This is a genomic window from Burkholderia sp. BCC1972, from assembly GCF_905339605.1.
Classification (GTDB): Bacteria; Pseudomonadota; Gammaproteobacteria; order Burkholderiales; family Burkholderiaceae; genus Burkholderia.
In genome coordinates this window covers 275,067-288,190 of record NZ_CAJPGH010000001.1, presented here as the reverse complement: position 1 = coordinate 288,190, position 13,124 = coordinate 275,067, and the positions used below count along the sequence as shown (strand labels likewise).

The 13,124-nt window shown below is 68.2% G+C and carries 12 protein-coding genes; 4 read left to right on the top strand and 8 right to left on the bottom strand.

The features are described from left to right. Nucleotides 1-416: 416 nt before the first annotated feature. The 4 genes from U5798_RS01370 (at nucleotide 417) to U5798_RS01355 (ending at nucleotide 4,774) form a co-directional block, all read left to right on the top strand. Nucleotides 417-1,601: a porin gene (locus U5798_RS01370; protein WP_322080921.1), complete on the top strand. Its 1,185-nt coding sequence runs from the start codon at nucleotides 417-419 to the stop codon at nucleotides 1,599-1,601. A 132-nt stretch (nucleotides 1,602-1,733) separates the two neighbouring features. Further along, on the top strand, nucleotides 1,734-2,990 hold the full coding sequence (gene soxC / locus U5798_RS01365; RefSeq protein ID WP_124452799.1) for a sulfite dehydrogenase: 1,257 nt from the start codon (nucleotides 1,734-1,736) through the stop codon (nucleotides 2,988-2,990). After that, on the top strand, nucleotides 2,983-3,507 hold the full coding sequence (locus U5798_RS01360) for a c-type cytochrome (protein WP_124452716.1): 525 nt from the start codon (nucleotides 2,983-2,985) through the stop codon (nucleotides 3,505-3,507). Before soxC ends, U5798_RS01360 begins: the two co-directional genes overlap by 8 nt. A 79-nt stretch (nucleotides 3,508-3,586) precedes the next feature. Next, nucleotides 3,587-4,774 (top strand): LLM class flavin-dependent oxidoreductase, encoded by a 1,188-nt coding sequence (locus U5798_RS01355; protein WP_124452714.1) that lies wholly within the window; start codon nucleotides 3,587-3,589, stop codon nucleotides 4,772-4,774. A gap of 31 nt (nucleotides 4,775-4,805) precedes the next feature. On the opposite strand, the gene U5798_RS01350 is transcribed toward U5798_RS01355, so the two are convergent. The 8 genes from U5798_RS01350 to U5798_RS01315 all read right to left on the bottom strand — a co-directional run bounded on the left by U5798_RS01350 (nucleotide 4,806) and on the right by U5798_RS01315 (nucleotide 13,113). Beyond that, nucleotides 4,806-6,023, bottom strand: a complete 1,218-nt coding sequence (locus U5798_RS01350) for an acyl-CoA dehydrogenase family protein (RefSeq protein WP_322080920.1) — start codon at nucleotides 6,021-6,023, stop codon at nucleotides 4,806-4,808. Nucleotides 6,024-6,173: 150 nt separating this feature from the next. Next, nucleotides 6,174-7,061, bottom strand: a complete 888-nt coding sequence (locus tag U5798_RS01345) for an ABC transporter permease (protein WP_124452710.1) — start codon at nucleotides 7,059-7,061, stop codon at nucleotides 6,174-6,176. After that, nucleotides 7,058-8,047, bottom strand: coding sequence for an ABC transporter ATP-binding protein (locus tag U5798_RS01340; RefSeq protein ID WP_322080919.1), 990 nt, complete (start codon nucleotides 8,045-8,047; stop codon nucleotides 7,058-7,060). The genes U5798_RS01345 and U5798_RS01340 overlap by 4 nt, the downstream gene beginning before the upstream one ends. Before the next feature lie 67 nt (nucleotides 8,048-8,114). Next, nucleotides 8,115-9,146 carry an ABC transporter substrate-binding protein gene (locus U5798_RS01335; protein WP_124452706.1) on the bottom strand — a complete coding sequence of 344 codons (1,032 nt, stop codon included), beginning with the start codon at nucleotides 9,144-9,146 and terminating at the stop codon, nucleotides 8,115-8,117. Between the two features lie 48 nt (nucleotides 9,147-9,194). Further along, nucleotides 9,195-10,121: a TauD/TfdA dioxygenase family protein gene (locus U5798_RS01330; protein WP_124452704.1), complete on the bottom strand. Its 927-nt coding sequence runs from the start codon at nucleotides 10,119-10,121 to the stop codon at nucleotides 9,195-9,197. Between the two features lie 317 nt (nucleotides 10,122-10,438). Then, nucleotides 10,439-11,014, bottom strand: a complete 576-nt coding sequence (locus tag U5798_RS01325; protein WP_124452702.1) for a GNAT family N-acetyltransferase — start codon at nucleotides 11,012-11,014, stop codon at nucleotides 10,439-10,441. 9 nt (nucleotides 11,015-11,023) lie between these two features. Beyond that, nucleotides 11,024-11,893, bottom strand: coding sequence for a nicotianamine synthase family protein (locus U5798_RS01320; protein ID WP_124452700.1), 870 nt, complete (start codon nucleotides 11,891-11,893; stop codon nucleotides 11,024-11,026). 47 nt (nucleotides 11,894-11,940) lie between these two features. Further along, entirely contained in the window at nucleotides 11,941-13,113 is a 1,173-nt protein-coding gene (locus U5798_RS01315; protein WP_124452698.1) for a citrate/2-methylcitrate synthase, read from the bottom strand. Nucleotides 13,114-13,124: the final 11 nt, after the last annotated feature.

The following is a 13,124-nucleotide window of genomic DNA, read 5'->3' as shown; positions in this document are numbered from 1 at the left end:
TGCCGGCCCGCGACCGGATGCCAGACTCTACCGTTACGCGCCGGACGGCCCTACCAACGTTTTGCGGAATCGATATGCGGGCACGCGTAGCGCATCGGTGGTCCGCCGCACAGTGCGGCGTTGCGTAAAAACATCGCGAGCGTGGCCGCATGTGATGCGGACATCGAACGATTTCATCGATCGATATGACGGCGTGCACGGGTTCGAGGCGCCCGGCGTACGCCGTCCGATCGATGCATTCGCCGCAGCATGCGCGCCGGACGCGATTGCGACGGACATGCCGGGGCGGCGGCAACGCACATTACAAATCGGACGCGCAGCGATTTGCAAACCACGGATCGACCGTTCGTCGGCGCGCCTGTCGTCAATAGCATCGTGATCCTCGCAGATGTACCCATAAAAAACAGAGGATAGTCATGATCAAAAAATCGGTAGTCCTGGGTTTGGTTTCGATCGGTTCGGTCAGTGCGTACGCGCAGAGTTCGGTCACGTTGTACGGCGTCGTCGACGCCGGCATCGCATATACGAACAACCAGGGCGGCGCAAGCAACATCCAGCAGACGAGCGGCAAGCTGAGCGGCAGCCGCTGGGGCCTGAAAGGTGTGGAAGATCTCGGCGACGACCTGCAGGCGGTCTTCACGCTCGAAGGCGGGTTCCGCCCGAGCGACGGCGGGCTCGGCCAGGGCGGCCGCCTGTTCGGCCGCTCCGCATACGTGGGCCTCGGCAAGAAGGGGCTCGGCACGCTGACGTTCGGCCGCCAGTACGAGCCGATCACCGACCTCGTCGCGCAGTACTCGGGCGCCGGCTTCTGGTCGCCGGCCACGCACGTGGGCGACAACGACAACCTGAACCAGAGCTTCCGGCTGAACAACGCGGTGAAATTCCGCAGCGACACGATCGCCGGCTTCACGGCCGACCTGCTCTATGCATTCAGCAACCAAGCGAACGGCGGCGCGGGTACCGGCTTCTCGAACAACAACGCGTGGGGCGCGTCGGCGAACTATGTGAACGGCCCGCTGTCGGTCGGCGGCGGCTACGTGCGATTCAACCACCCGAACGCGACGTCGAACACGAGCGGCGCGGTGGGCGGCGCGACCTCGACCAGCGGCAACGACTACAGCGGCGCATTCTTCTACGGGCTGAACGGCGGCGTGCTCAAGCAGCAGATCGGTGCACTCGGCGCGAACTACGCGCTCGGCCGCGCGACGCTCGGCTTCGCCTGGAGCCACACGCAGCTCAACTATGTCGACGGCTCGTCGCGCAAGTTCAACAACTACGACGTGAACGCGCGCTACCAGGTCACGCCGGCCGCCACGCTGATCGGCGTCTACACGTTCACCGACGGGCGCGCGAGCGGCCTGCCGGGCACCGGCGGCCAGACGCTGAAGCCGCGCTGGCACCAGTTCACGCTCGGGTTCGACTACGCGCTGTCGAAGCGCACCGATATCTACGTATCGGGCATTTACCAGCTCGCGGCCGGCGATGCGAGCACGGCCACGTCGGGCGGCTATCGCAAGATCGCGGCGATCTCGAACATCGGCAGTGCGTCGTCGACGAACCGCCAGCTCGCGTTCGTCAGCGGGCTGCGCGTGAAGTTCTGACGGCACGCGCAGCGGGCGCAGCGCAATAGGCACGATAAGCAAAGCGGGAATCGTTGTTTGCCGCGCCGCGCCCGGTTGCCGAGAATGTTCGTTTCCCTGCGCGCGGCTCCCGCGCGCAACCTGCGTTCGACCATGACCGATTCCCGCTTTCCTCCCCGTGCACCGCGAAGCGGCCGGCGCGCCGCACTGCGCCAGTTGGCCGGCGGCTGGGCGGCGGCGATGCTGCCTGCCGGCGGTGCGCTCGCGAGCCAGCCGCTCGATGTGCCGCCGTGGACGCGCGCGCCCGGTGCGCCGCTGTTGTCGCCGCCGTACGGCATGCCGGGGCAGCACGAGCGCGACGTGATCCGCCGCAGCGCGCGCTCGCCCGTGCTACCCGGTTCCGGCTCGTCGATGACGCCGCTCGCCGACCTGTTCGGCGACATCACGCCGAACGGGCTCGTCTACGAGCGTCATCACGCGGGCGTACCGGACATCGATGCGCAGCGTCATCGCATCGTCGTGCACGGCCTCGTGCGCGAGCCGCGCGTCTTCACGTTGGACGACCTGCTGCGTTTTCCGTCCGAATCGCGGATCCACTTCCTCGAATGCTCGGGCAATACCGGCAGCGAATGGAACGGCCCGAGCGGGCTGCCGGTTCAGTTCACGCACGGGCTGCTGTCGTGCTGCGAATGGACCGGCGTCCGGCTGTCGACGCTGCTCGATGAAACGGGCGTCGATGCCGACGCACGCTGGCTGCTCGCCGAAGGCGCGGACGGCGCGGCGATGACGCGCAGCCTGCCGCTCGACCGGATCCTCGAGCGCGCGCTGGTCGTCTATGCGCAGAACGGCGAACGACTGCGGCCGGAGAACGGCTACCCGGTGCGGCTGATCGTGCCGGGTTTCGAAGGCAACACGAACATCAAGTGGCTGCGGCGGCTGAAGCTGGTGCGTGCGCCGGAGATGACACGCGAGGAAACGTCGAAATACACGAATCTGCTGCCCGACGGCTGCGCGCGCCAGTTCGTGTTCGAGATGGACGCGAAGTCGGTCATCACGCGGCCGTCGGCCGGCCATCGACTCGCCGCGCACGGCTATTACCCGATCAGCGGCTACGCGTGGTCGGGCCGCGGCCGGATTCGCGCGGTCGACGTATCGACCGACGGTGGTCGCACGTGGCGGCCCGCACGGCTCGCCGGCGACGTACGCGACCGTGCGTTGACGCGCTTCGAGGCCGACTGGGTGTGGCGCGGCGAGCCGGCCGACCTGCAAAGCCGCGCGACCGACGAGACGGGCTACGTGCAGCCGACCCGCGACGCGCTCGTCGCCGCGCGCGGCCTGAACTCGCAGTACCACTACAACGGCATCCAGAACTGGCGCGTCGGCGCGGACGGCGAGGTGCGCAATGCGTAAGCCGCTCGCTTGCCTGCTGGCGGCCTGCGCGATGACGTCGAGCGCGTTCGGCGCCGGCTTCGGCCTCGGGCAGCCAGTCGACCGCGCGGCGCTCGCCGCGTGGGACATCGACGTCGCGCCGGACGGCAGCGGCTTGCCGTCAGGCGCGGGCACGGTCGCGCGCGGCGGCCGCGTGTTCGCCGACAAATGCGCGATGTGTCACGGCGCCGGCGGAGAAGGCGGCGTCGGCGATCCGCTCGTCGGCGGCATCGGCTCGCTCGCGAACGTCAAGCCGAAAAAGACGGTCGGCAGCTACTGGCCCTACGCGACGACGCTGTTCGACTACATTCGCCGTGCGATGCCGTACAACGCACCGCAATCGCTGAGCGCGGACGACGTCTATGCGGTCACCGCGTATGTTCTCCACCTGAACGGCATCGTGCCCGGCGACGCCCGGCTCGACGCACGTACGCTGCCGCATGTGCAGATGCCGAACCGCGACGGCTTCGTGCCCGACCCGAGGCCGGGCAAGCTATGACGCGCGCCGCTCCGCTTGCCACCGTATCGGGCACCGCAGTCGCATGAATCGTGCCGCACCTTTCAGCAAGGAACCCGTAATGAGTGATCCATCCCTCGCCGCCCCGCTCGCGCCGTCGCCGTTCGTCGACGTCCGTTCGCCGGCGGATTTCCCCGACAGCCCCGTGTCGCGTGCGCTCGCGCAGCCGCTGATGCTCGGGCTGTTCCTGCCGATCCAGGCCGGCGGATGGAGTGCGTCGACGTTGCCGCGCACGACCGACTGGACGTTCGACTACAACGCCGACCTGGTCGCACGTGCCGAGGCGCTCGGCTTCGATCTCGTGTTCGCGCTGTCGCAATGGCTGCCGAAAGGCGGCTACGGCGGCGTGTTCGATGGCCAGGCGCTCGACTCGTTCATGACGCTGGCCGCGCTGACCGCACGCACCGAGCGGATCATCCTCGTCGCGACGAGCCACGTGCTCTACGGGCCGTGGCACCCGCTGCATTTCGCGAAATTCACCGCAACGCTCGATCACATCTCGCGCGGGCGCTGGGGCGTCAACGTCGTGACGGGCCACCGCGCGATCGAACACGAGATGTTCGGCTGGAACCGGATCGAGCACGACCGCCGCTACGAGCTGGCTGCCGAATTCCTCGACGCGGTCCAGCAGTTGTGGGCGCAACCGGACAACTTCAGCTATACGCCGGCGCTGTCGAGCTGGCGCCTGGGCGGCGCATTCGTGACGCCGAAGCCGCGCTACGGCCGCCCGTTGCTGATCAACGCCACGGGCTCCGACGCCGGCATCGAGTTCGCGGCGCGCTATTCGGACATCGTGTTCGTCACGAGCCCGGCCGGCCCCGACGCCGAACGCGCGATCGACGTGCTGCCCGCGCATACCGCTCGCGTGAAGGCGGCCGCCGCCGCACACGGCCGGACGATCCGCACGCTGCTCAATCCGCTCGTGATCTGCCGCGAGACGGCGGCGGAGGCGCGCGCGTACCGCGACGCGATCGTCGCGCATGCGGACGAAGGCAGCTTCCACCGCTTCGACAGCGATGCGCATGCGTGGCGCGGCGGCTTCGACCAGCGTTCGCAGGCCGCGGCACGCGCGATCGGCGGCAACATCTCGATCACGGGCTCGCCCGACGAAGTCGCCGACACCATCGTGCGGCTGCACCGCGCCGGCATCGACGGCATCCAGCTGAGCTTCTACGACTTCAGGCCCGATCTCGACTTCTTCGGCGAGCGCGTGCTGCCGCTGCTGCGCGAAGCCGGCTTGCGGCGCTGAAGTCCCGCCGCGAATGCCTGCCGCGGCACGCTCAGAACACGCGCCCTTCCGTCAGGTGCGTCGTCACGCCGTTCAGCGTGTAGTCACCGATCACACGCGCCTTGTGCAGCAGCGGGTTGTGACTGAAGATCGTGCGCAGGTTGCGCCAGTGCCGGTCGAAGTTGTGTGAGCGCGCCGTCGCCGACGCGCCGCCGACTTCGAACAGCCGCTCGGCCGCATGCAGCGCGAGCTTGCTGACGATCAGCTGCGTGCGCGCGGTCGCGAGCGCGCTGTCGAGCACGAGCGCATCCGCGTCGGCAGCGCCTGCTTCGATCGCATCGGCGGAGCGATCGAGCGCCCGCGCGTTTTCGCGCACGAGCGCGTCGATCGCGTGACTGTGCGCGGACAGCTCGCCGACGACCTGCTGGACGAAATGATCGTCGCGTGCGGTCGGCGCCGGGCTGTGCAGTGCCGGGCGCCCATGCTCGAGCACGTAGCGGCGTGCATCGGCCACCACGTTGCGCACGATGCCCGCCCCCGTCGCGACGAGATGCAGCTGCCGCAGCGCGCCGCAATGACGGCCGACGAGCGTCGAGCCGTCACGCGGCGCCACTTCGTCCGCGAACACCTGCACGTCGTTCAGCACCAGGCTGCCGCTCGCCGTCATGCGCTGCCCCATCCCGTCCCAGTCGTCGAGCACCTGCAGGCCGTCGCGCGCGACGGGAATGATCACGGCCAGCGCGTCGCCCTGCTCGTCTTCCACGTTGATGCGGGCGAAATCGGCAAACGCGGTGCCCGTCGAATAGTATTTGCGGCCCGTCACACGATGGTGCTCGCCGTTGCGGCGCAGCACGGTCGTGTTCTCGCCCGGCCGCGACGTGCCGAGTTCCGTCGACGCGCCGCCGAAGATCGCGCCGGCCAGCACGCGTTCGAGCTGCACGTCGTTGAACGGCGTGCGCGGCGAGAGCCGCAGCGTCTCGGTCTGGTCGTAGTGAATGCGCAGCGCGTGCGCGAGATTCGAATCGGCGGCGGCCAGCGTCGCGATCGTGTCGAACAGATCGACCAGCGTGCCGCCGAGGCCGCCGCGTTCCACCGGAATCCGCAACGCGCCCAGCGCCGAGCGCCGGAAGATCGCGAAGCCCTCGAACGGCAGTTCGCGGCGCGCTTCACGTTGCGCGGCATCCTGGCCGATCGCGTTCGCGACGTCGGGCAGCGTGGCGAGCGCGTCGCGTAACGCATCGCGCGGATCGACGGCATCACGGGCAGTCATCGGGCAAATCCTTGTGCGAGAAGATCGGAAGCGTCGCGGCGTGGCGCGATCGCGGCACCGCAAAGTATAGGGACGCATGCGGCGCGCGCGAAAAACCGATTTCAGCTTTTGTTATGCGTGCGCCGGGATTGATCGTGCATCGCGGCCGCGTCAGTGCTGGATGCCCCAGCGGCGCACGGTCACGCGCTCGAGCGTGTCGAACACGAGGTTCTCGACGAGCAGGCCGATCACGATGACGGCCGCGAGACCCGCGAACACGCGGTCGGTGTACAGCTCGTTGCGGTTCTGGAAGATGTACCAGCCGAGCCCGCCCTGCCCGGCGCTCGCGCCGAACACGAGCTCGGCCGCGATCAGCGTGCGCCACGCGAATGCCCAGCCGACGCGCAGGCCCGACAGGATCGACGGCAGCGCGGCCGGCACGAGGATCAGCGCGATCTGGCGCAGGCCCGTGAGGCCGTAGTTGCGCCCGGCCATCTTCAGCGTGGCCGGCACGCCGGCGAAGCCCGTGTACATGCTGAGCGCGAGCGGCCACAGCACTGCATGCACGAGCACGAACAGCAGGCTGCCGGTGCCGAGCCCGAACCACAACAGCGCGATCGGCAGCAACGCGATCGACGGCAGCGGATTGAACATCGACGTGAGCATCGTCAACAGGTCGCGGCCGATGCGCGTCGACACCGCGAGCGACGTCAGCACGAACGCGAAAAACACGCCGAGCGCATATCCGCGCAGCAGTACCGACATCGAGATGCCGGTCTTGACGAGCAGTTCGCCGGACTCGATGCCCTGCACGAATGCAGCCAGCGTCGCGCCGAAGGTCGGCACGAGCAGGTCGTTCGCGACGATGCGCGCGACGATTTCCCATGCGGCGACCAGGACGAGCGCAATGACGCTGCGACGAAACCACCCGGCGTCGACGATGCGACGCGCCAGCGGGGCCGGGGCCGCGCGTTCGGCATCGGGCAGCGTGTCGAGCGTGCGCTCGTACTCGGCGCGAACGGGCGGCAGCGGTGTCAGGGACGGATCGATCGTGCTCATGATGCGGCTGCCTCCGTCGCCGGCGCGCCCGTCGCATCGGTATCGAACAGCAGGCGATGAATCCGTGCGACGTTGTCACGGAAGTCGCCGGTATCGACGTTGTCGAGCGAATGTTCGTGACTGTTGAGTTCCGCGCGTACGCGGCCGGGATGCGGCGACAGCAGCAGGATCCGGTTGCCGACGACGAGCGCCTCCTCGATCGAATGCGTGACGAACAGCAGCGTGAAGCGGAACTCGTCCCACAACCGCAGCAGTTCCTCCTGCATCTTGCGGCGCGTGAGCGCATCGAGGGCGGCGAACGGTTCGTCCATCAACAGCACGCGCGGCTGCATGGCGAGTGCACGCGCGATCGCGACACGCTGCTTCATGCCGCCCGACAGCGTGTGCGGATAGGCGTCGGCGAATGCACTCAGTCCGACCTTGTCGAGATAGTGCAGCGCACGTTCGCGCGCCTCGGCACGCGACAGTTTCGCGGCGACGCGCAACGGAAACGCGACGTTCTCGACGACCGTCTTCCACGGCGGCAACTGGTCGAACTCCTGGAACACCACGACGCGATCGGGTCCCGGCCCGCGCACGGGTTTGCCGTCGAGTGCGATCGAACCAGATACGGGCTCGATGAAACCGGCAATCGCCTTCAGCAGCGTCGACTTCCCGCACCCCGACGGGCCGAGCAGCACGAAGCGATCGCTGCCGTACACGTCGAAGCTCACCTGGTGCGTTGCGCGGACGATCCGCGCGCCGCTCCGGTATTCGAGGCTGACGCGGTCGATGGCCAGCAGGCGCTCGCTGTGCGAACCAGCCGGCGCGGCGTCCACACCGGACTGCCCGGCAACAGGCGTGGCGGGCGCGGCCTGAGCGGCGGACGACGCACCGCGACGCGACGCATACGGCGGCAGCCAGGTTCGGAGTGAATTGGCGTTCACGATCGGGACTCTTGCGGGGAAAGCATCAACATACGGCCGCGCGTGGCGCGGACCAACCATCGATTGCGCATATCGAAACCGCGCCGACGCATAAGCGTCGATCGCGGCGTCGAAGCGCCGGTGCGGTTCAACTGCCGCCGGCAGTCGCCGGATCGTCGAAGAAGTAGTCGCGCCACGATTTCGGTTCGTTGCGGATCGCGCCGGTGCGATGCATGAACTGCGCGAGCGGCAGCGTGTTCTGCGGCGCGGTCTTGAACTGCACCTGCGGATTGCGCAGGATCTTCAGCAGCAATGCGCGATCGATCTTCGACCCGTTCACGCGAATATACGTATCGGCCGCGCGCTCGGGATCGGCCGCGATCTGCCGCGCGGCGTCGGCCAGCGCGGCGACGAACGCGTGGTAGGTCTTCGGGTTGTCGTCGCGGAATTTTTCCGTCGCGTACAGCACCGTCGCGGAGCTCGGGCCGCCGAGCACGTCATACGAATTCAACACGATGTGCGCGTTCGGGTTGCCGGCGAGTTCCTGCTCCTGGAACGGCGGATTGCCGAAGTGCCCGGTGATCACGTTGCTGTTCGCGAGAATCGCGGCGGTCGCGTCGGGGTGCGGAATCGCCTGCGTGAGCGCGTCGAGCTTGTCGAACTGCTTGTCGCCCCACTGCTTCGCGGCCGCATACTGCAGCACGCGCGACTGCACCGACACGCCGACTGCCGGCACCGCGATGCGGTCCTTCGCGCTCAGGTCGGCGATCGTCTTCACGCTCGGGTTGCTGCTGACGAGGTAGTACGGGAAATTGCCGAGCGACGCGACGCCCTTCACGTTCTGCCGGCCGCGCGTGCGGTCCCACACGGTGAGCAACGGCCCGACGCCCGCACCGGCGACGTCGACCGCGCCCGACAGCAGCGCGTCGTTCACGGCCGCGCCGCCCGACAGGCGCACCCAGTCGACCTTGATGTCGAGGCCGGCCTTGCGCCCTTCCTTTTCGATCAGTCGCTGGTCGCGCGCGACGTTCAGCATCAGGTAGACGACGCCGAACTGCTCGGCGATGCGGATGCGGCCCTCCGCATGCGTGGCTTGCGGGAAGGCAGTGCCCGCGAATGCGAGCGCGGCGGTGAGCGTGGCCGCCAGCGCGCGGCGCGCCGGCAAAAACGAAAACGACATCGGGACTCCGGTCGGGATGGGGCGGGAATGAATGACGCGGCGCGCGGCTCAGAAAGGCGCGTCGCCTTCGATCGTCGTGCGGTACAGCTTGCGGCGCAGGTGGTCCGGCGTGCCGGCGGCGAGATGCATCAGCGAACGGTTGTCCCAGAACACGAGGTCGTGCTCGCGCCACCGGTGCCGGTACTGATGCTCGGCGCGGACGCTGTGCGCGAACAGTTCGTCGAGCAGCGCGCGGCTTTCATCGTCCGGCAAGCCGACGATGCGCGTCGTGAAATGCTCGCTGACGAACAGCGCCTTGCGGCCGGTTTCCGGATGCGTGCGCACGACCGGGTGGACTACCGCCGCAACCTGCGCGACCTGCTCGTGCGACAGCTTCGGCCGCCATGGGCTGCGCGCCCGCAGCTCCTCGTAGCGCGCGAGATACGTATGCTCGGCGCGCAGCCCTTCCACCGCGCGGCGCAGGTGGGCCGGCAGTGTGTCCCACGCGAGATGCATGTTCGCGAACAGCGTATCGCCGCCTTCCGCCGGCAATTCCTGCGCGTGCAGCAGCGAGCCGAGGCTCGGCTTTTCCTTGTAAGACAGGTCGGAATGCCAGAAATGGCCGGCGTCGCCGAGCCCGACCGGTTTGCCGTTCTCGACGATGTTCGACACGATCAGCACTTCCGGGTGGTCGGCCAGCGCGAACTGGTGCAGCACGTGGATCTGCAGCGGGCCGAAGCGGCGGCTGAACGCGATGTGCTCGTCCGGCGTGATGCGCTGGTCGCGAAACACCAGCACATGGTGATCGAGATGCGCGCGATGGATCCGCGCGAAATCGTCGGCGCCGACCGGTTGCGACAGGTCGAGGCCGATTACCTCGGCGCCGAGCGGCGCGTCGAACGGCACGATGTCGAAATGCTGCGCCGCGCCGTCCGGCCGCAAGGCGGGATGCCCGGCGGAAAGCGTTGCGGCGTCGCGGATGGCGGTAGTCGTCACGGCACGGCCCCTGATTCGGTCAAAACGCGAATCTACGAGGGCGTGCCGGCGCGCGTCAACGAAGCGATTCGGATACGTTTATCTGCTGCGGTGATAAAGATCGCTGCTTGCGCATACGGCAGCGATTGGGGGCCGAATCGTCCAACCGGCGCCGGCGTCCACTGGGCGTCCTTGCCGGCGTGCCGGTCGGAACCGCAAGCAAAGTCGCCCCCTGTCTCTTTTTCCGTATCCGCTCGGATGCGGACAAGTTGCCACAACCTTGTGTGTGGACAGATAGAGATCGCTGCGTGTCCTTCTTTTTGCTCCGGTCCTAGCGGTCAGCCATCGCCAGTCACTTTATAGCGGAAATACTGCTTGTCGACCCACTCGACGCCGCGTCGCCCGTCGCCGAGCATCTCGCTCATCTCGTTCGGCACCCGCACCGAGCCGAAAGGCTCGAACCCGAGCCGCCGGTAGAGTCGGTGCGCCGCAAGCGCATTGCCGTTGCTGCGCACGATGATGTCGCGATAGCCGGGCGCCGCCTCGCCGACGCAGTGCCGCACCAGCGCCTCGCCGAGCCCGCGCGAACGCCAGTCCGGGGCAACCGCCAGCTCGGCGATCGACATTACGGGCCCGTCGCCGAGCGTCGCGCGCAGCGACACCGGCAATTTGCGGTCGTAGCCCGCATCGGCGGACAGCAGGAAACCGGCCAGCGTGTCGCCGGCCGCCCACAGATGGCAACGCGCGGCATGCTTGGTGAACAGTCCGTAGATCCAGCCGCGCTCCGCCGCCTCGTCCAGGTAGTGCCCGGCATATGGCCCCGTCGTAAACGCGTCCATGTACAGCGCGAGCACCTGCCGCTCCCACGCATGGAACAGGCCGATTCCGCCGGAACGAATCTCGCTCGTCGTCATCCCGCCCTCCTACCAGTCGAGCTGATAGGCCGTGCTCACCAGCAGCGACGAGCACAGCGTGGCCAGCTTCACGAGCGGCAGTCCGGCCGAATCGAACCCGTAGTTCGGATAGAAATACTGTCCGAGCCCCTGCACCTGCCGCTCGATCACGATCACGCGGCGATCGCGCGGCGCCGTCTCAATAATCCGTTCGACGATCTCCACCTTGTTCTCGATGTGAATCGACAGGATAACAATGTCGCATGCGCCGTAGTCGTACACCGCGCCATCCGCGTGAACCATCTCAATCGCCGCTCGGCGATAACGCGCCGGGTGCGATGCGCACAGGTGATCGACGAACCGCTCGCCGGTTCTGAGCGATTCCTCGCTGATATCCAGCCCAACGATGCGGGCGCCGCTGAACGACTGCATGAACAGGAGCGACAGCGGCATCCCGCCGGAGCCGACCATCGCCACCGTCGAGCCGGCAGACATGTCCGACAGGAAGATCTCGGTTCTCGCGAGCAGCCGGTAGATCTCCGCGTAGTATTCCTTGATGATCAGCAGCAACCCTTCGCTCGACGGCCCGGCGCGCAGCACGTCGCTCATCTGCCGCTCGAAGCGGACCTCGTTGTCGAGCGACAGCGCCTGAAAGCGCTTCATGTACTCGCGCACCGTCGCGTCGCGCAGGAAGCGCTCGGTCTCGTTCGCGTCGAGCACCGGAGACAGCAGGTAGTTGCGGATCAGCAGCGTCTTCGCGAAACACGCGCGCAGATCGTGCCGGTCGGGCGAGACGAACATCTCGTCGATCCAGCGATGGATCTGCGTCTTCACGAAGTCGATGCGGTGCTGGGTATCGTTGGCCGCGCAATGCGGTGCAAGCGGCAGGTTGGTCAGCATGTCGGTGTCGATCCAATCTCGGGTTGAGGGGCGCCGGCGAGCCGGCGTCAGATCCAGGCCTTCGGCAGCGCGGCAAGGCGTTCGCGCGCGACCGGCCGGGTCTGGCCGAACGGCGGATGCGCCCGCTTCTGCAACGCGTGCGCGAGCATCGTCGGCATCCGCGCAAACAGGAACACCGGCGTGGCCAGCACGGCGGGCACGCCCAGTTCGAGCAGGATCGCCGCGGCGGCCGAGTCGATGTTCGGCGGCAGTCCGCGCAGGTCCTGCATCGCGCCGCATACGGCCCGGTACGCATCGAACGCCGCGCCGTCGACTCCCAGCCGCACCGCGTGGCGCTCGAGCGCGGCCGGCCGCGGATCGCACTCGAGCAGCGGATGACCGAAGCCGGGAATCCGGTCGCCCACCTGCACGCGCTGCGCGACGCGATCGCGAATCTCCGCGGAAGGCCGGCCGACGAGGCTCGCGAAAAACCGCGTCGCGTCGCTGCACGCGCCCACGTGCGCGGAACCGCTGCCCGTCATGCCCGCGATCAGGTTCAGGTCGATGCTCGCGTAGGTGCTCGCCGAGAAGCGCGGCAGTGCGATGGTCGGCGCGACGAGACCGAAGCCGCCATGCAGCGCCACCAGCAGCACGTCGAACAGTCGGGCCTGTGCGTCGCGCGATTCTCCGCCGCATAGGCAGTCCAGCACCGATGCGCTGAAACCGCGCGCGGCGTCCGTCGGCCGAGGCCGAACCGGCGCCTCGTCGTCCACCGCGCGCCACGCCGCCAGCAGGCGCGGCAATACGGCGACGATGCCCAGGCCCGTCGCCACGTCGTCGTCCTGCCCGATGCCCGACAACGCGTCGGGCCACGCAACCGGCCGCGCCTGCGGCCCGGCGGCCAGCCCGGCCGCGATCGCCGAGACCAGGAACACCTCGGGCCGGCGCTGACGGCGGGCCAGTTGCGCGGCGAGCAGGCCGTCGTCGGTCGGCCCGTCGTCGGCCAGCCGCGCCGCCAGTGCGCGGTCGAGGGCGCGCACGTCGCCCGCGTCCGGCATCCGGCCCGTGAGCACGTGCAGGATCGCGGCAGTGAAATCGACGGATTCGATCAGCTGCAGCAGATCGACGCCGCGTACCGACAGCCGGTCGGGCGAGATCGACACCGCATCGATCTCGCCTTCGTCGCGTGCGGCGCGCGGACGGGCGGCGTCCGGCGCCGGCAGGTCGTGATCGGTTCGCATCGGCAATGCTC

What these genes read in the sequence shown, in the direction of transcription:
- U5798_RS01370 (WP_322080921.1), top strand. Translation starts at nt 417, where the DNA reads ATGATCAAAAAATCGGTAGTCCTGGGTTTGGTTTCGATCGGTTCGGTC.
- soxC (WP_124452799.1), top strand. Translation starts at nt 1,734, where the DNA reads ATGACCGATTCCCGCTTTCCTCCCCGTGCACCGCGAAGCGGCCGGCGC.
- U5798_RS01320 (WP_124452700.1), bottom strand. Translation starts at nt 11,893, where the DNA reads ATGCTGACCAACCTGCCGCTTGCACCGCATTGCGCGGCCAACGATACC.
- U5798_RS01325 (WP_124452702.1), bottom strand. Translation starts at nt 11,014, where the DNA reads ATGACGACGAGCGAGATTCGTTCCGGCGGAATCGGCCTGTTCCATGCG.
- U5798_RS01350 (WP_322080920.1), bottom strand. Translation starts at nt 6,023, where the DNA reads ATGACTGCCCGTGATGCCGTCGATCCGCGCGATGCGTTACGCGACGCG.
- U5798_RS01360 (WP_124452716.1), top strand. Translation starts at nt 2,983, where the DNA reads ATGCGTAAGCCGCTCGCTTGCCTGCTGGCGGCCTGCGCGATGACGTCG.
- U5798_RS01355 (WP_124452714.1), top strand. Translation starts at nt 3,587, where the DNA reads ATGAGTGATCCATCCCTCGCCGCCCCGCTCGCGCCGTCGCCGTTCGTC.
- U5798_RS01335 (WP_124452706.1), bottom strand. Translation starts at nt 9,146, where the DNA reads ATGTCGTTTTCGTTTTTGCCGGCGCGCCGCGCGCTGGCGGCCACGCTC.
- U5798_RS01340 (WP_322080919.1), bottom strand. Translation starts at nt 8,047, where the DNA reads ATGGTTGGTCCGCGCCACGCGCGGCCGTATGTTGATGCTTTCCCCGCA.
- U5798_RS01315 (WP_124452698.1), bottom strand. Translation starts at nt 13,113, where the DNA reads ATGCGAACCGATCACGACCTGCCGGCGCCGGACGCCGCCCGTCCGCGC.
- U5798_RS01345 (WP_124452710.1), bottom strand. Translation starts at nt 7,061, where the DNA reads ATGAGCACGATCGATCCGTCCCTGACACCGCTGCCGCCCGTTCGCGCC.